The 16821-nt window shown below is 40.7% G+C and carries 23 protein-coding genes; 10 read left to right on the top strand and 13 right to left on the bottom strand.

Annotated features, from left to right (window positions below):
* Window positions 1-9: 9 nt before the first annotated feature.
* Both nadC and nadB read right to left on the bottom strand, forming a co-directional pair.
* Window positions 10-846 carry a carboxylating nicotinate-nucleotide diphosphorylase gene (gene nadC, locus ACLIJJ_RS12035; protein WP_251647114.1) on the bottom strand — a complete coding sequence of 279 codons (837 nt, stop codon included), beginning with the start codon at window positions 844-846 and terminating at the stop codon, window positions 10-12.
* Window positions 815-2383, bottom strand: a complete 1569-nt coding sequence (nadB, locus tag ACLIJJ_RS12030) for an L-aspartate oxidase (RefSeq protein WP_411410939.1) — start codon at window positions 2381-2383, stop codon at window positions 815-817. The genes nadC and nadB overlap by 32 nt, the downstream gene beginning before the upstream one ends.
* A 102-nt stretch (window positions 2384-2485) precedes the next feature.
* On the opposite strand from nadB, the gene ACLIJJ_RS12025 reads away from it, so the two are divergent.
* Entirely contained in the window at window positions 2486-3604 is a 1119-nt protein-coding gene (locus tag ACLIJJ_RS12025) for an IscS subfamily cysteine desulfurase (protein WP_411410938.1), read from the top strand.
* An 18-nt stretch (window positions 3605-3622) separates the two neighbouring features.
* Here ACLIJJ_RS12025 and ACLIJJ_RS12020 read toward each other — a convergent pair whose 3' ends face one another.
* The 4 genes from ACLIJJ_RS12020 to abnA form a co-directional block, all read right to left on the bottom strand.
* On the bottom strand, window positions 3623-4216 hold the full coding sequence (locus tag ACLIJJ_RS12020) for a TetR/AcrR family transcriptional regulator (protein ID WP_237941273.1): 594 nt from the start codon (window positions 4214-4216) through the stop codon (window positions 3623-3625).
* 12 nt (window positions 4217-4228) lie between these two features.
* Window positions 4229-4540, bottom strand: coding sequence for a DMT family transporter (locus tag ACLIJJ_RS12015; protein WP_245399861.1), 312 nt, complete (start codon window positions 4538-4540; stop codon window positions 4229-4231).
* Window positions 4540-4881, bottom strand: coding sequence for a DMT family transporter (locus ACLIJJ_RS12010; protein ID WP_233314175.1), 342 nt, complete (start codon window positions 4879-4881; stop codon window positions 4540-4542). The genes ACLIJJ_RS12015 and ACLIJJ_RS12010 overlap by 1 nt, the downstream gene beginning before the upstream one ends.
* 185 nt (window positions 4882-5066) lie before the next feature.
* Window positions 5067-6029: an arabinan endo-1,5-alpha-L-arabinosidase AbnA gene (gene abnA / locus ACLIJJ_RS12005; protein WP_411410937.1), complete on the bottom strand. Its 963-nt coding sequence runs from the start codon at window positions 6027-6029 to the stop codon at window positions 5067-5069.
* A 247-nt stretch (window positions 6030-6276) separates the two neighbouring features.
* Here abnA and ACLIJJ_RS12000 point away from each other — a divergent pair, with 247 nt between their 5' ends.
* Window positions 6277-7536 (top strand): erythromycin esterase family protein, encoded by a 1260-nt coding sequence (locus ACLIJJ_RS12000; RefSeq protein ID WP_411411064.1) that lies wholly within the window; start codon window positions 6277-6279, stop codon window positions 7534-7536.
* A 44-nt stretch (window positions 7537-7580) separates the two neighbouring features.
* Here ACLIJJ_RS12000 and ACLIJJ_RS11995 read toward each other — a convergent pair whose 3' ends face one another.
* Window positions 7581-8228 carry a YcnI family copper-binding membrane protein gene (locus ACLIJJ_RS11995; protein WP_251647119.1) on the bottom strand — a complete coding sequence of 216 codons (648 nt, stop codon included), beginning with the start codon at window positions 8226-8228 and terminating at the stop codon, window positions 7581-7583.
* Between the two features lie 303 nt (window positions 8229-8531).
* Between ACLIJJ_RS11995 and ACLIJJ_RS11990 the strand changes: the two genes are divergently transcribed.
* Together ACLIJJ_RS11990 and ACLIJJ_RS11985 are read left to right on the top strand one after the other, a co-directional pair.
* Window positions 8532-8684 (top strand): hypothetical protein, encoded by a 153-nt coding sequence (locus tag ACLIJJ_RS11990; RefSeq protein ID WP_411410936.1) that lies wholly within the window; start codon window positions 8532-8534, stop codon window positions 8682-8684.
* Window positions 8685-8775: 91 nt separating this feature from the next.
* Window positions 8776-9537 (top strand): SDR family oxidoreductase, encoded by a 762-nt coding sequence (locus ACLIJJ_RS11985; RefSeq protein WP_411410935.1) that lies wholly within the window; start codon window positions 8776-8778, stop codon window positions 9535-9537.
* A gap of 32 nt (window positions 9538-9569) precedes the next feature.
* On the opposite strand, the gene ACLIJJ_RS11980 is transcribed toward ACLIJJ_RS11985, so the two are convergent.
* Entirely contained in the window at window positions 9570-10328 is a 759-nt protein-coding gene (locus tag ACLIJJ_RS11980) for a class I SAM-dependent DNA methyltransferase (RefSeq protein WP_411228589.1), read from the bottom strand.
* A 90-nt stretch (window positions 10329-10418) separates the two neighbouring features.
* On the opposite strand from ACLIJJ_RS11980, the gene ACLIJJ_RS11975 reads away from it, so the two are divergent.
* A complete protein-coding gene (locus ACLIJJ_RS11975) occupies window positions 10419-10655 on the top strand; it encodes a hypothetical protein (RefSeq protein ID WP_411410934.1) in 237 nt (78 codons plus the stop codon).
* A 47-nt stretch (window positions 10656-10702) separates the two neighbouring features.
* On the opposite strand, the gene ACLIJJ_RS11970 is transcribed toward ACLIJJ_RS11975, so the two are convergent.
* The 5 genes from ACLIJJ_RS11970 to ACLIJJ_RS11950 form a co-directional block, all read right to left on the bottom strand.
* Window positions 10703-11134, bottom strand: coding sequence for a hypothetical protein (locus ACLIJJ_RS11970; RefSeq protein ID WP_411410933.1), 432 nt, complete (start codon window positions 11132-11134; stop codon window positions 10703-10705).
* A 73-nt stretch (window positions 11135-11207) separates the two neighbouring features.
* Entirely contained in the window at window positions 11208-11669 is a 462-nt protein-coding gene (locus ACLIJJ_RS11965) for a DinB family protein (RefSeq protein ID WP_411410932.1), read from the bottom strand.
* 27 nt (window positions 11670-11696) lie between these two features.
* Window positions 11697-12560, bottom strand: a complete 864-nt coding sequence (locus ACLIJJ_RS11960; protein ID WP_411410931.1) for an effector binding domain-containing protein — start codon at window positions 12558-12560, stop codon at window positions 11697-11699.
* Between the two features lie 187 nt (window positions 12561-12747).
* Window positions 12748-12978, bottom strand: a complete 231-nt coding sequence (locus ACLIJJ_RS11955) for a hypothetical protein (protein ID WP_233314184.1) — start codon at window positions 12976-12978, stop codon at window positions 12748-12750.
* A 106-nt stretch (window positions 12979-13084) separates the two neighbouring features.
* Window positions 13085-13708, bottom strand: a complete 624-nt coding sequence (locus ACLIJJ_RS11950; RefSeq protein WP_233314185.1) for a TVP38/TMEM64 family protein — start codon at window positions 13706-13708, stop codon at window positions 13085-13087.
* Between the two features lie 309 nt (window positions 13709-14017).
* Here ACLIJJ_RS11950 and ACLIJJ_RS11945 point away from each other — a divergent pair, with 309 nt between their 5' ends.
* From ACLIJJ_RS11945 to ACLIJJ_RS11925, 5 genes are all read left to right on the top strand, one after another.
* Window positions 14018-14257 (top strand): YueH family protein, encoded by a 240-nt coding sequence (locus tag ACLIJJ_RS11945; protein ID WP_233314186.1) that lies wholly within the window; start codon window positions 14018-14020, stop codon window positions 14255-14257.
* A 126-nt stretch (window positions 14258-14383) separates the two neighbouring features.
* A complete protein-coding gene (locus ACLIJJ_RS11940) occupies window positions 14384-14887 on the top strand; it encodes a GNAT family N-acetyltransferase (protein ID WP_411410930.1) in 504 nt (167 codons plus the stop codon).
* A gap of 166 nt (window positions 14888-15053) precedes the next feature.
* Window positions 15054-15470 (top strand): BlaI/MecI/CopY family transcriptional regulator, encoded by a 417-nt coding sequence (locus ACLIJJ_RS11935; RefSeq protein WP_233314188.1) that lies wholly within the window; start codon window positions 15054-15056, stop codon window positions 15468-15470.
* Window position 15471: 1 nt separating this feature from the next.
* The gene (locus ACLIJJ_RS11930; RefSeq protein WP_251647125.1) at window positions 15472-16311 is read left to right on the top strand and encodes a M56 family metallopeptidase; all 840 of its coding nucleotides are present in this window, start codon (window positions 15472-15474) and stop codon (window positions 16309-16311) included.
* Window positions 16312-16418: 107 nt separating this feature from the next.
* Complete coding sequence (locus tag ACLIJJ_RS11925; protein ID WP_233314190.1) at window positions 16419-16820, top strand: DoxX family protein; 402 nt, start codon at window positions 16419-16421, stop codon at window positions 16818-16820.
* The last annotated feature ends 1 nt before the right edge of the window (window position 16821 follow it).

Genomic DNA, 16821 nt, shown 5'->3' with positions numbered 1-16821 from the left:
ATTTCTTCTCTAGTCCAGTTTTACTTGGACGCTAATATCTAGTGCTTGTGCAGAATGTGTTAAAAAGCCTAGTGAAATATAATCAACACCACAATCTTTATAGGAAGCTAAATTGGCTAATGTTATGCCGCCAGACGCTTCTGTTGTCACTGTTTCCGGAACATGTGTAATCCAATCTGCTATTTCAGCAGGTGTGCGGTTGTCAAACATGATTACATCTGCTCCTGCTGCAAGTGCCTCTGTCATTTGTGCAAAAGATTCTGTCTCTACTTCCACCTTAACCATATGGCCAATAGAATTTTTGACTGCCCGAACGGCCTCCGTAATACTGCCAGCAAAAGCAATATGGTTATCCTTTATCATGACGGCATCGTATAAACCAAACCGGTGATTAAATCCGCCCCCGACTGTGACGGCGTATTTTTCAAGCATTCTTAGGCCTGGTGTCGTTTTTCTTGTATCGCATATTTTTGTATAGCCGCTGTTAAGTGCTTCAACTGCCTTGTTTGTAATGGTAGCTATACCGCTCATTCTCTGAATCAGATTAAGAATAACTCGCTCTCCTTTCAGCAAATGGACAACAGCGCCACTAACGGTTGCAATTGGCTGACCAGGCTCCAGTTTTTGACCGTCTTCTACATGCAGTTGGATCTTGATTGAGTTATCAAGAATAAGAAAACCTTGTTCAATTATGTCTGTTCCGCAAAAAATGCCACTTGCTTTGGACAGGAATATAATTTCTCCTGTTTGTTTCTTTGGAAAAATGATGTCTGTTGTTAAGTCCCGATCGCCAATATCCTCCATAAAAAATTGTTCAAGTTGCTGTCGCAATTTTAGCTGATTCATTTGCCACACCCTTTTCTTCGTATCGATTTAAAATGATTGTTTTCTTTCTCCAGCTGTCTGATTCTTGTGGATAATCACTGCGATAGTGACCGCCTCTGCTTTCTGTCCTTTGCAAAGATGCCTTTGTGATTAACTGTGCTGTCAGCACCATGAAGTATGTCTCATACTCTTCCTTGGTGTAATTGGTTGTATGCTCTTCTCCTTTTTCCCCGCGCAGCAAAGACTCTAACCAAAATAAATGGTCTTGCAGTTTTTGCTCTGTCCTCACAATCCCGACTGCTTCCATCGTTCTTTTTTGCAGTTCCTTTCTGCTGGGAAGCTTAGTCACATAGTGCTGGCGGGAAGCCGCTTCCTTCCAGGCAGAAGTTATACAGGGCTGTTCATTCAGCCGGTTCGCCAGCTCGCTGCCCATATACAGTCCTTCAAGCAAAGAATTGCTGGCTAAACGGTTAGCACCGTGCAAGCCAGTGCAGGCTGCTTCGCCAATTGCATAAAGGCCGTTAATCGATGTTCTGCCCCCTAAATCTGTTTCAATTCCGCCCATTAGGAAATGGCAGCCTGGAGCAACCGGAATTCTGTTTCGTCGCAAATCAACGCCATGCTGCTGACATAAAGAGGAGATGGCGGGGAAACGGGCTGTAAAGTTTGGTACAGTCGAAATATCTAAATAAACAGATTTCCCTGCTTGTAAGTATCGATAAATCTCCTGTGAAACGATATGTCTTGGAGCTAAGTCGCCTAAAGGATGGACTCCCTCCATAATCCGAACTCCCTTTTCATTTACAAGCACTGCACCTTCTCCTCTGACCGCTTCAGAGACAAGCCCTGCGGTTTTGCCATTCAAATACAGCAAGGTCGGATGGAATTGAATAAACTCCATGTCTGCGATATTCGCTCCTGCCAAATAAGCGAGCGCTATGCCGTCGCCTGTAATAGTTTGGGCATTTGAGGTATATTCATAAACCTGGCCGCAGCCTCCCGTGGCAATAATTGTCTGGTCTGCATAAAAGCTTTTCTCTGTACCATCATCCAGAATGCCTTTTGCACCGATGCAGCTGCCGCATTCTGACAGAATCAGCTCATGAACTAACACGTTTTCCGTCACCTTTACATGCGGCTGCATCGTTGCTGCGAGGAACTCCATTACCTTTTTCCCTGTCTCATCTCCTCCGCTATGGACAATTCGTTTTTTCGAATGAGCTCCTTCCATGCCGAGATTCCAGCTCCCTGTGACATCTTGATCAAATTGACAGCCCGCTGCCGCCAAATCATGGAGAAGAATTGGTGCCGCGCTGGTTACCTTTTTGACAGCATCGGCATGGTTGTGGAATCTGCCTGCTTCCAAGGTGTCAAGGGAGTGCAGCTGAAAACTATCGTCAGCACTTATGCTTGCGGCAATTCCACCTTGCGCTAAGTAAGAATTGCTGCTGAAAATGGTGCCTTTTGTGAGAATCATCACATTTAAATGTGGAGAAAGCTTCCGTGCCAGCTGTAAGCTAGCCATTCCACTGCCAATTATTAATACATTTACCCTCATCTTTAACCCTCCTGTTTCAACAGGTGTCTTGACACATATATTTACATAGATTTACACTATTGACAAGAGTTTTTTTTAGAAAAGTCTTGGAAGGGTGAGGAAATGATTTACTTGGATTATGCAGCAACATGTCCCCTTGATGCAGATGCTGGCAAGACCTATATCGAGGCAGCAAGCGACTATTTTGGAAACAGCAGCAGCCTCCACTCTATCGGCGGAAAAGCAACTGATTTATTGGAAAGCTGCCGGGAGGAAATGGCACGCTTGCTTAGCGTTGAAAGAGTAGGCATATACTTTACAAGCGGCGGAACAGAAAGTAATTTTCTCGCAATCCATGCCCTTTTGTCTGTGAAAAAAAAGGCAGGCAATCATATTATTACAACAGAAAGTGAACATTCTTCTATTCACGGAACGATGAAATGGCTGGAAAAGCAAGGATACGAGATTACGTATTTGCCACTATCACCTCAAGGGATGGTTGATGCCGATTTGCTGCAAGCTGCTATTAAGCCGGAAACAGTGCTTGTGTCGATTCAGCATGTTAATGCAGAGATTGGGGCAATTCAGCCGATCGCAGCAATCGGCAAAATCTTAAAAGAAAAAGATATCTATTTTCATAGTGATATGGTTCAAAGCTTTGGGAAATTAGATATAAGCTCCATTTCTAATACAGTGGATGCCTTGTCGATTTCAAGCCATAAGTTTTATGGACCAAAGGGAATTGGTTTAGCGTATGTCTCCCCCTTGATTCCATGGACTGGCTTTCTTCCTGGCTCTACTCATGAAAAGGGCTTTAGGGCAGGAACGGTGAACATTGCCGGGATTGCTGCAATGACGACAGCCGCACAAAAATCTGTACGTACATTAGCAGCAGAAAGGGCGCATTATCAAGGATTAAGAGAGATGGTGCAAAAACGGGCAAAACACAATATTTCATTAACTGTATTTCAGTGTGAACACCAGCTTCCGTCGATTATTGGGATGAGGATTCATGGATTAGAAGGCCAATGGACAATGCTTGAATGCAACAGGAGGGGATTTGCGATTTCAACAGGAAGCGCATGTCAAACAGGACAACAAGCTCCTTCCAAAACAATGAAGGCAATGGGGCTATGTGATGGAAGTGCAAAAGAATTTATTCGCATTTCATTCGGCAGACAAACAAAACCTGCTCATGTGGAAGCCTTTATGGAAACAGTTGAAGCACTTGCAGTAAAATAAAAAGAGAGGGTCGCTTTTTCAGGCGATTCCCTCTCTCTTGTCCAATGCCTGCCAATAAATCTTCCAGCAAGCCTCGAGCTTTTCTTCTGCTTTTTTTTCTGTGTGATCATAAACGAGCTCAACCATAATACTCATTAGAATACCTGTATAAGCAATAGTCAACGACCTTGCGTCAGGTCCTGTAATTAAATCTTCGTCCAGCCATTTTCTGAAAGATTGCTCAAGCATGTTTTCTTGGAGTACTTCTACCTCAAGCACCTCATCTAAAATCGTTTCATATAGATGGCTTGGCGGAAAGAAGCTCATGCGCAGCCAAAACTTCAAGCTTTGGTTTTCTTCAAACATTTGCTTAACTGCTACTAAATAGCTATATAAAAATGTTTTCGGACTACTATTTTCCGTCTCGCTGAAATAAGCTTGCTTCATCTCAATTTCAGCTGCTTTCGCCTCTCTAAGTACCTCAAGAAACAAAGCGTCCTTACTGCTGAAGTGTGAATAAATGGAAGATTTTTTTATACCGACCTCTTCGGCAATTTTCGAAAGGGAAGCTCCTTCATAGCCAGACTGTGTGAAATGCTTGAGGGCTGCTACCTTTAAATCGTCTTTTTTCACCGTACTCCTCCTTTAGCCAATTAACTTTAAGCCGATTGCCGCTGCTAAAATAAGTCCGATGAATAACAGCCTTTTTGCTTCGCGCGGTTCTCCGTATAGGAACATGCCGAGCAGTGCTGAACCGACTGTGCCGATTCCTGTCCAAACACCGTAGGCAGTTCCCATCGGAATAGTGTTCATAGCATATGATAGCAGAGAAAAGCTGCATGCAAAACCGATAATCAGCAAAACCACTGCATCCCATTTTTTCATGGCTGCCCTTTTCATGTTCACGACACCGAACACTTCAAATAATCCTGCTCCAACCAATGCTAACCAAGCCATTATGATCCTTCCCCTTCTGTGCTGTTTTCGTCTGTGACTAGCTTTAAGCCGACGACTCCTACAAGTAATACAACAACAAGCACGAGCTTTATGATGCGGAATGGTTCACCGAAAAAGACCATTTCCGCAATGACCGTCCCCATTGTGCCTAGGCCTGTAAATACAGCATATACCGTTCCTACTGGCAGATATCTTGTCGCATATATTAGCACGACAAAGCTGATGATAATTGCAGCAATAGTGCCTGCCCACTCTATTACGCTGTTGGCATGCTTTAAGCCGGACACCCACACAACCTCCATTAAGCCTGCGGCAAGCACCATTATCCAATGTCGATTCATTGCTGTTCCTCCTTCACAAAATCACCTACCGACCGTTCGTTAGTATTATTTCACATCAATAATTATAAGTCAATACTTTATGCTCACTCTAAAAACAACAACAATAATAGGAAACATACTATAAAAAGCAGCGGTTTTCAAACAATTGTCCAAAACCCGCTGCTTTTTATATTGTTATATTATCGCTAATAGGTTGGCCAACCGCTTGAATCCCAATACAAATCATTGATCAGCATTGTCGGCATACCATTGTTCAGTGCATCATAGGAATGACGGACAATGATGTTATTGTTCAAAATATCAGAATGACCCGGCCCTTTCCAACGGTCATTGCCTGTATCAAAAATTGTACCGCCACCATTTAACATATTGACACCATTCTTATCTACATAAGGTCCAGTAATTGATGTAGAACGGCCAACCGCCATTTTATATGTGCTGTTCACACCTTGACAGCAGCTGTCAAAGGATACAAATAAATAGTAATAACCGTTACGGTAAACGATATTTGGCGCTTCAACTGCACCATTATTATTCGGCCTTGATGCAATGGAATACAAACTGCCTGTCGGCTTCATCGTTGTCTTGTCAAGACGAGTCAGCTTGATGCCACTCCAAAATGATCCGAATGACATCCATGGATTTCCATCTTTGTCAATGACAAGATCGCCGTCGATTGCGTTATAATTATTCGACGAAGTGGAACGGATAACAAGACCATCATCGCGCCATTGTCCGGACGAGATACTTGGTGTGGAAAGCAATCCGATTAACGATGTGTTAGAACCAAAGGAAGATACAGAATAATACAGCCAGTATCTTCCATTATAGTAGCTGATATCTGGTGCCCATTGGTTTTTCTCATAGTTAGGCACATAATTAGCCCACCATGCTGGAGCAGTCGGGAAAATCGTCGGCGCTTGATACCAGTTTGTGCCGTTATCTGAACGAAGCACTCTAATGCCATTTGGGCTTCCAGTTCCAAATGTATACCATGTGTTGCCTTCTTTTATGATAGACGGATCATGTATTTGCAAATCTCCTGTTAAATTCCAAAAGCTGGCTGACGCTGAGCTAGTGGTAGAGAAGCAAGCAACAAGGACAAGTAAAGCAATTTTAAACGAAAATTTTTTCCCTTTCCTTTTCATCGTTATCCCCTCTTTTCTCAAAATGAAAAGCGTTGTAAATCTGTACGGACATCCTCCCTCCCTTTTTAATGCCAAACAATGGTATTATTCTCTTTCACGCAGTGAAAACCCTTTCATTTTTTCGCGAATTTTGCAGTTTTTTTCCGTTTTTTCTATTTTTATTTTCGGTTTCTATCCTATTGCATACATCTGATAGGAAAGAACAAGCTATTTCTATACCATTACTTATACGGAGGAGTTAGAAATGCTGATAAAAATCAACAAGCAGATTGAAAATATTCAAAAGCATAGTAAACCTTTTCACACTATTGATGATCTCGCCCCACTAATTAAAGAAGCAGGAAAAGCAAAATATGTCTTGCTTGGAGAAGCAACACACGGCACGTCAGAGTTTTATTCCCTTCGAGCTGAAATTACGAAAAAACTGATTGAAGACCACGGTTTTTCTTTTGTTGCTGTTGAAGGAGACTGGCCCTCTTGCTTTGAGGCTAATAGTTATATTAAGAATCGTTCAACAGCCGATCGGGCAGAAGATGTGCTAGGCCATTTTAACCGCTGGCCGACTTGGATGTGGGCCAATCAAGAAATCATCCCACTCCTTGAATGGCTCAAAAACTACAATAGCAAGCAAGATTCAGACAAAATGGCAGGTTTTTATGGCTTGGATGTCTACAGTCTGTGGGAATCTATGGAGGCCATTATTCAATATCTGCAAAAAACAAATTCGCCACATATTGATAAAGCTTTAAAAGCGATTGAATGCTTTGAGCCGTATAATCGGAAACCACAAACATACGGAATGTCAGCTGCTCTTTTAGGGGAAAGCTGCCGACAGGAAGTGCTTGACGTGCTGCAATCCATCCGCAAGCACAGTGAGTCACATTCAGAGGAGCAGCTAAGTCTTGAAATCAATTCATTAGTTTCCAAAAATGCCGAAAACTATTATAAAACAATGATTACAGATGACCAGGAATCATGGAATATCCGAGATCATCATATGGTTGAAGCATTATCAAACATCAGCAAATTTTATGGCAGTGAAGCAAAAGGAATTATCTGGGAGCATAATACCCATATTGGTGATGCCCGGGCAACAACCATGGAGTTAGAAGGCTTAGAAAATGTCGGTCAAATCACTCGTGAAAAATTTGGCAAGGAAAACATCTTTTCAGTCGGGTTTGGGACATATACTGGAACGGTGATTGCTGCCGAAAAATGGGGAGCCCCCTTTGAAATCATGCCGTTGCCAAAAGCAATGCGCGGCAGCTGGGAAGAGCTGCTGCATCGGGCAGGTGCGCATGATAAATTCCTAATTTTCACAGATGAAAACAAGCATCTTTTTGAAGAACGAGTCGGACATCGAGCAGTTGGTGTCGTGTATCATCCTGAATATGAAAAATACGGCAACTATGTGCCCTCCAGCATTTCCGAACGTTACGACAGCTTTATTCATGTAGATAAAACGCAGGCTCTCTCCCCTTTGCCTGTTCAAGTAAAAGAAGAGTAACCTAAAGAAAAGGGAGCAGTTGTCTGCTCCCTTTAAGTGATGGCTTATTTTCTTCTCATAAATGTCATGATAATGGCGATCACTGATATAACAATCGCAGCAATGGATAAGATTGTGCTAGTCGAAGAGCCAGCTTGGTCCTCATCACCTGCATCTGCTTCATCCGTTTCAGCTTCATCTTCATGTGTGTGTCCGTGGCTGTCTGTTGTTGCTGTTGAAGCAGCAATTTCTGTCACAGAGTGCGGTAGGTCTGCATCCTCATCCCCAGTCCATTCAACGATGCTTCCATCTGTATAGTATTGGAATGCATCCCATGCAACGTCCCCTGCTTCAGCAGGATTTTGCGCAGTAAAGCTGAATTGGCGGTATTCGCCCGGTTTAATCGCTGCATCATCATTTGCAGCCTCCCATGTAACAGTAGTTACTTTATCATCATCATTAGTCTCTGTAGTTACATTCCAACCCTCAACAGGCTCATACATTTTAAAATCTACAGTATCAGGAATCTTGATAGCAACTTTATTTGTATTAATATCCTTTTCAACAGGTATTTTAACCGTATACGTTTCCCATGCCTCTGTTGTAGAAGAAGTAGGTTTTACGGTAACATGTGCGCTCGCTGGAAGTGCAATGAAGAAAACTGCCGCAAACGCGACTAAAAACGCCGTTAGCTTTCTTTTCGTATGTATCATGCTTTTAACTCCTTTTGTTCTTTTTTTCACAAGTGCTGGTAACTAAACACTATGCGAATAGTAATAAGTCCTTTTTATCTTAACAGAATTATAAAGCGCTTCACATTAAAAATGTGTCTGTTTTGTGAATAATTCATCATGACCATTTTTGCCAAAAAGTTTATTTTTAAAACGCAGATTTAAATAACATCTATTTTTTGCATTAACAGTCACATAACTGTCACAAATTAGTAATTTCCTCCCTTAAAAAATAGCCAATATTTGCAGTAAGCTTGTAGTAACTACATTCTTTAGAATCAGGTGATGGATATGCAACTAGGGCAAAAAGTAATATACAAACATAAAATTCATTACTTTTTTTATGATCACGGCAATGGCTTGTGGGAAATACAAGATATCGTGACAAAATCGATTATTCTTGTAACATGCGACGCTATCATTCATCGGATCAAATAAAAGTTCTTCTAAGCAATTATTTTTGCTGTATATAGGAAAAGCTGTATAGTATATTTTGAAAACATTTTTTTGTAAAAGGAGTCTGGGGGATATGAAGCTGACTGGTAATACAATCCTGCTTACAGGAGGAGGCTCAGGTATAGGACTTGCCTTTGCCGAGCGCTTTCTGAAACGAGACAATACAGTCATTATTGTGGGCAGAAATGAAGCAAAATTAGAGGAAGCAAAAAAAGCGTATCCAGTACTTATAACGAAATCCTGCGACTTGACGGATGAGCAGTCCCGGATTGATTTGGCTCAATGGGTTCTTACAGAATACCCGTCTTTGAATGTTTTAGTGAACAATGCGGGTATCCAGCAGCGAGTAAATTTAAAAAATGCAGCAGAGTCATGGAGCTATTATGAAAAAGAAATCACTTCTAATTTAAACGCTCCGATTCATTTGACACTGCTGCTTGCAGACCATTTAATCAGAAAAGACAATGCAGCAATCATGAATGTCACTTCTGGACTGTCTCTTACTCCAGGTGTATGGGTGCCGATATACAGTGCTACAAAAGCAGGTTTACGGTCCTTCACAAAGTCGTTGCGCCTTCAATTCGAAGACGCTGGTGTTGAAGTAATCGAAGTGCTGCCGCCAGCTGTCAATACAGATTTAGGAGGGGCGGGACTTCATACATTCGGTGCTCCGCTTGACGATTTTGCGAATGGAATTTTTGAAGGATTAGAATTGGGCTTAACTGAAATTGCTTACGGAGGAGCTGCTGATCGCCTTCATGCAACCATTAAAGAAAATGATGAACAAACAGCGAAAGTTTGGGCTGGTTTTAAGCAAAACAATCCTGACTTTTAAAAGGGGCGGACAGCAGTGTTGCTGTCCTCTTGTTATTTCCTGCAAATACAAATCATGTTCTGGCTGCCGTTTTTTAAAGGGGTTTTGTTCCAATCCTCATATATAGCAACCATTTCAAGCTGATGACTAGCTAACAGTCGTTTCAGCTCCTGCGGGTACACATAGCGGAGCTTAATATTCGTTCTGCTTTCTTTTTGCACTTCCCCGTTTTCCTTGATAAATTTACGGATTGTTACATAATGCTGAATTTGTCTTACATCATCATAATGGCTGATGGTAGAAAGCTGGACGGACAGACCGCTTTTGTGTTCTTTATATGTTTTCCAATATTCCTCTGTAACAGGCTGAAGCAATTCTTCTTTGCATGGAAATCTGGTATCAAAGATGAAATAGCCTCCTTCTTGGAGGGAAGCTGTGACACATTTGAGCAAGTTATCCTGATCTTCATTTGTCAAAAAATGCTGAAAGGAATTGCCGACCATGTACAGAAGCTTGCTTTTTTCTGCTAGTTTAAAGTCCGTTAAATCTGCATGCAGCCAATTAATTGATACATTCCGCTGAGCGCCTTTCTCCTTGGCGCGGTTTAGCATATTCTTTTGGATATCAATGCCTGTCACCGAAAACCCTAATTCTGCCAGAGGAATGGCAGTTCGTCCTGTTCCGCATGCAAGATCAGTTATTGGACCACAGACAAGCTTGGCATATTCCGATAATAGCGGCAGCTCTGGTTTATATGCTTCATTTTCCGCGTCGTATCGTTCAGGATTTTCATATTCTTCAAAATTGCTCATTCGGCTTCCCCTCCCTTAGTATAAGTTCTATCTGATAACCTATCACCCATTATCCACCACCTTCATAAAGTATCGGTAAAGGAGGGGAAAATGACAGTGTATCGTACAACAAGATTGCATGGGGGCGCACCTGTAGTAGCAGGTGTACATGTTGCACCCGTAGCCGCACACACGCCTGGAGCATTGACTGGCTTTGTGGCACCAACATCAGGCTTCAGTGCAGGTAATCCAACTATTATCTATCCATATAAGCAGTTTCCTGCCTATATGAGTCCAAACCCATTTTACCATTATTATCCTTACTATCCACCGTATTATCGCCATTAATCCATAACAAAAAAGCATTTCGTATATAGAACGAAATGCTTTTTTGTTTAGACAATTGGTGCTTGTGCTATATTTTTCGGCTTTCTCCACCCAAGCACAGTTATGCTTAAGCCGCCGACAGAAAAGATTATTCCGGCAATACTCAGTACTAATTCTCCGATATTCTTCTCACCTGCTGCTCCAGGACCATTTGTGCCATTCATGGCAGGCATATTTCCTCCCTGACTTGGATCAAAACCAGAAGTTGTGCTGTCAGTAGAAGCTTCTGTATCTGTTGTGCTTGTATCTGTGCTTTGTGCTGTATTAGTACTTGACGTGTCGGTACTGCTTCCATTCATTTGCATACTTGGTGCTTGTCCTCCCATCTGTGCTCCATCTGGAACAGATCCTGAGCTGAAGTAAGATGTGATTCCTAGTACTGATTGTGCAAGCAATAATAGCATAGCGGCAATTACGGCGAAATGTTGTAGTTTTTTCATTTATTTTCTCTCCTAATTCATAATGTAGGTTCATTATGAGTTAAGAGTCTTAATTTTTACTTAACTTTTTATTTTAGAATAATCCTCTGCCGATAAAATTAGGATTAACTGGCGCTATTCCTATTTCACGGGCCCACACAGACAACTGGCCGATATGATGAATCTCGTGGGCGATACAATGGTTAATAATTTCGCCTCTTGTAAATGTCTCCTTATTCCATGGTACTTTAATATGCTCATGCAGGTCTTTAGCAAGCTGTGTTGTCAGTATCTCCTCTATCTCCTGCTTCATTCTATCCGATAATGTCTTTACCTTCAAAAGACTGTTATAGTCAACCAGCGTAAACTCATCTGCATTCTTGCCGCTAAGAGCTGCTATCCAGCTATATTCTACATCGATAATATGAACGAGTGTTACGAGAATTCCTTGCACTCCTCCCGTTCTTTTCTGGAGGAGCTCTGCTTCCGGCAAGGTTTCACACCACTTCAGCCATTCATCTCGCACTTGCCAATTATATTGGAATAATGAATACATCTGTTCTCCTTTCTTTTCCTCTAAAGTTTATGATCTGTCAACTGGAATCCATATTTCTGAATAATAATCTTCACTATCCGGCTTTCCTTCTCCATACACTTCAAGCTGTGGCGAGTTTGTTTGGATATAGCCGCTTTTCGGGAACCACTCTGCATATATTTGCTTCCACGTGTTTTGCATACTATGAGGCATTGGTCCATGTACCTCAAACACAGCCCACTTTGATTGTGGAATAGTGATGGTTTCAAATCCTTCTGCCTTGTCTTTCGTTGTGGCTACTGCAATCCAGTAATCCATATCTTTAGTTGAGCTAGTAATCTCCGCACAAATTCCCAGTATCCCTTTAACACAACCATCATTCCATTCTGCAAGGGAATCAATCGTGCCATCACGATTAGCTTCCTCCCAAAAAAGCGGAATTCCCTTCAGGTTCTCTCCCTCTTTATACGAATAGGACTGCTTTTTCCCAATTGCTTGAAACTCATCCTTATGGACAATCTTTACATTCATTGGTTCTGCTCCCTTCAAAACGATTTGTATAGCAAAAGGATTGTAAATCGTAAGCTTCCCCTTTCCGCTGCGGATAGCGCTTGGTGTTATTCCGTGCTGCTTGCGAAAAGCCTTCGTAAATGCCTCAGGAGACTCATAACCATATTTGATTGCTGCATCAATCACTCTTAAATCTTTATTCATCAACTCCTGCCCGGCAGCAGACAACCGCCTTCTCCGGATATACTCTCCGACAGTTGTGTCTGTCAGTACAGAGAACGTCCGCTGAAAGTGGAATGAAGACAGACAAGCCTGCTTAGCAATTGCTGCTGTCGAAAGCTCTTCATCAAGATGATCCTCGATATAATCAAGCGCCTTTTGCAATCCTTCCAGCCATGTCACTTACATCACATCCTTTTATTTTATATTAGCTTTTTCTGGTATTTCCCTGCCTGTTTTTTCTTGCTTTCCGCTAACAGATTGTAATCTTACTACACTTCTTTATTGCTGTTCCTTTTTCCTCCCCTTATTTAATAACAGGATTTATAAAAACAAAAAAAGCCCAGTAAAAACTGGACTTTTTCGTAAATTACGAGCTTCCTCCGCCGCCGTCACCGCCACAGCTGCCACCATCTCCGAAAGATGGACCACAATCATTGGAAGAATGAAAGCTATGTCCTCCATCATGGAAACCATTATTAGGTAAGTCCCAAGGCGTATAGCTTGCATGAGAAGATCGGGAACGCTTGGATGCCTTTGAGCTGTTCGTAAATAGAGATATAACTGACAGAATAATGACTAACAAGATAACAATATACATAATTTTCAGCCTCCTTTTATTGTTATACGGATTAACTGTTCATATAGTTTCAACTTTTTCACCAAAAATGTAAAAAGCTGCCTGAAAATTTTCCGGCAGCTTTTACTTATTTTGGATTAGATGAAGTTTTTACTTTATTTTTCCTTTGCTTTTGCACGAAATAAAGGCCGGCTGTAATTACTACGATGATCAGTACGATTAAAATCGGATTAATATCGGTTGACAAAAAGCCGTATGGTATTAAAGACAAAACAAAAAAGTACAAAAAGTTACCGATAGCTGTTCCTGTTACAAACCCTTTAAGAGAGATAGTTGTTACTGCAGCCAATATATTTAATATGCTTGTAGGGAAAAGCGGAAATATCCGTGCATAAAACACATAATGACCACCTTTATCCTCGATCTTCTTAAGTGCTTCGCCATGCGCTTTTTTTTGGACAAAATCCTGAAACCAATAGCGTACAGCTATAAATACAACAACTGCCGCAATAATACTTGATACCCAGCTCCAAAGAAATCCATAAAAAAAGCCAAAGGCATAGTAATTAATGGTAATGACAAGAATTAACGGTATGATTGTAAAGCTATTTTGTACAATCATGATAATTAAACTTAAAATAAGTGCATAAATCTCGTTATTTCGATAATAAGCTGTAAATTCCTCCAGCTTCCCGTTTCTGATTGCATGAAAAATTTCGAGTTCATATAACAAGAAACCGACCAGTAACACCGTTCCGGCAAAAGAAAGTAACTTCCATAAATTTTTTATAAGCTATCACCTTTTTCATATTTATATGGCCGGCTCCGCCAACCGGATACCGCTAAAAGCCTAGGTTATGGTGTTTCGGCCAAATCTTTTAGCACTTTATTGTCTGCTCCCTCTTTACCTGTTAAACAGGCAAAAATAAACATGGATAATATATCGGTTTTATTATATTTCGGCAAATTCCTTTACAATTTGATTAAATTTGCCAAATATGCAAGATATGGTATTTAAAGAAGCGTATAATTGTCTGTAATCCCAAAAGGAGGTAATCCTATGGCTATTGTATTAGACACAAATTTAGGCCAGAAAGATACGGAGCTTTATATAACCCGTACGGAAGATGGACGAGTTATAGTAGCAATTCCAACCATCCATTGGTCTGCAGAGTTACAGCTAAGCGATGACGAAGTGAAACAAAATGAATATATTCAAGCCTCCCTTCAATTTCACATGTATGAAGGCGACATAACCGAATTGGCTGATAAGATACTTGAGCATACTGCAAAATGCTAACATATTTTTTTCTTTTTCACCACCTCCAAAATTACTGACTTTAAGGTTGCCCTTTTCCTTTGGACGAATGGTTCGACTTCTGCTACTCTATGTATATCCCATTTATTGTTTGAAGGAGTATTAAATATGAGTTATCTATATACAAGTGAAAGGCTTGGCTTCCGCTTTTTGACTGATGAGGACCTAAAAGCATGCGAGTCATTTTGGGGCAGTGAAGAAGTTATGGCTTATACAGGTGGAAGCATTGAGGCAGCCTTACTGCCGCAAGTTATTCATTTCTATGAACAAACACACCAGGATTTCGGTGTTTCTGTATATGCTGTAGAAGAATTAGCGACAGGACGAATCATCGGTGCAGCAGGTTTTGATTTAGAAGCAAAATCAGAGGACATCGAGCTTATCTTCCATTTTATTAAAGATGTTTGGGGGCAAGGATACGGAGCTGAAGCAGCTGTTGCTTGTATTCAATATGCAGCAGAAGTGTATGAACCAAAAAGTATCATCGCCAAAGCAAGTGTTGAAAATAGACATGCTTTAAATGTTCTAGGCAGAATTGGCTTCTCTTACTTAGGAATTAATTATTCAGAAGACATCGAACAAGATGAGGCACTTTTCCAGCTTGTTTTGTAAATCACTTCTATAGGATGAGCACACATCTTGTTAAACACTGCTGATGGTGTGCTCTTTTAAGGTTTTTAGTTATTACGATTTATTTACTGTTTTGTTACACTGCACCTGATTCCTTGACTATGCATAATTTACTGCACTACAATATGTAGTGTGAGGTGCAACTATCATGAGAATTAATAAATTCAAAGTGCATGAAAAAGGATTAAATCGTTTTTTTGGCCCTTTAGAAGCCAAAATTATGGAATTGCTTTGGGAAAAAGATGAGCTTTCCATAAAAAAGGTGCAATTATACTTAGAACCTGACAAGACTGTAAGCTTTAATACCGTCATGACGGTCATGAACCGTTTAACAGACAAAGGATTTTTGCAAAAGCGCCATGAAGGGAGAACATCCCTCTATTCGCCGATTCTCACTAGAGATGACTTCTTAAATAAGCAATCAAAGGAGCTTACACATGAGCTGATGGATGAGTTCGGATCTAGTGTCGTTGTCAACCATATGCTTGATGCACTGCAAAATGTCGATGAAGGTTTAGTAGCAAAACTGGAACAAAAAATAAAAGATTTAAAAAAGGATCGATAAGATGACGAGAAATTATGCTATTGGCCTGCTGCTGATCAGCATAATGATTAGCAGCAGTATTCTTATTCAGATGATTTGGTATATTTATTCGCTCACAAGTAATTTTGACGTTGGTTTTAACTTGTTCCAAGCTTGCCAAGCGCTGTTTGAAATGTTTGGCGTTCCATTTCTAGAGTATATTCTCCTTGCATTTGTCTTATTTACCATCCTGCATTCTCTGTGGTTCTGCACCATACAGATAAAAAAGCTGCACAACCTTAAAAAGAAAATGAGTGGATTGGCAATAGAAGAGTTAAGCCGTAAATGGAATAATCGGTATGAGACAGACCGTATTCAAGTCATCCAATCTGAACAGCCTTTTGCGATTACAATTGGGTTTTTTAAGCCAAAGATTGTCTTGTCAACCGGCTTATGGGAAATTCTATCTGATGAAGAGATTGAGTCTGTGATTTATCATGAATTTCATCACTTAAATCAGTTAGACCCAGGAAAAACCTTTATTATGGAGCTTTTTGCGAAGGTGCTTTGGTTCCTTCCTATCTTGAAATGGCTGGCACAGCAATTTTCAATTGTTCGAGAAGTACTCGCAGATAATTATGCTATTGAAAAAAGCGGACAGCGCCTGCATATATCAAGCGCCCTTTTGAAAATGATTAACAGTACGCAACTAAAACCGGCAAGTTTTGTTTCCTTTGCAGATGGCTCTGTAAACTACCGTATTCAAAACATGATTGAGCCAAATACTAGCAATCGAATTAAATGGCCGCTATTAAATGCTGCTGCATCCCTATCTATTTTCGTCCTGCTTAATGCAATCTTCGCACAATTGCTGCGCTACTAATTTTTTTTAAGTTATTACACTACACAATGTAGTGTATCTAATCTATTTAATATACACACTGCTGTTGTGGTGTTTTATATACAATAATTATAAGGAGGCAAATAAAAATGAAAAACGCAAATATCGGAATCGCTATTATTCGAGTAGTTTTAGGTGCGATATTTTTCGCTCATGGACTGTCTAAATTCCAAGGAGGACTGGAAAATACAGCTGGCTTCTTCAGCAGTTTAGGTTTACCAGGCTTCTCTGCTTACATTGTCGCTGGTATAGAATTAATCGGCGGTGCTCTTATTATTCTTGGTCTTGCTACAAGAATCATTGCTGCATTATTTGCTGCTATCATGGTAGTCGCAATTGCAACAGTTAATCTGCAAAATGGATTTGTCGGCGGATATGAATTCGATTTGGCTTTGCTTGCAATGTCTCTGCTATTAGTTTTAAATAAAGAACAGGCATATGCTGTAGAAAATGTTATACTATCTAGTAAGAGGAAAGAACAGAATGTTTAAA

Source organism: Niallia laureatilytica (genome assembly GCF_046613985.1).
Taxonomy (GTDB): Bacteria; Bacillota; Bacilli; order Bacillales; family Cytobacillaceae; genus Niallia.
Note: the sequence above shows the minus strand (reverse complement) of the source record. Positions and strands in the feature narration are given on the sequence as shown.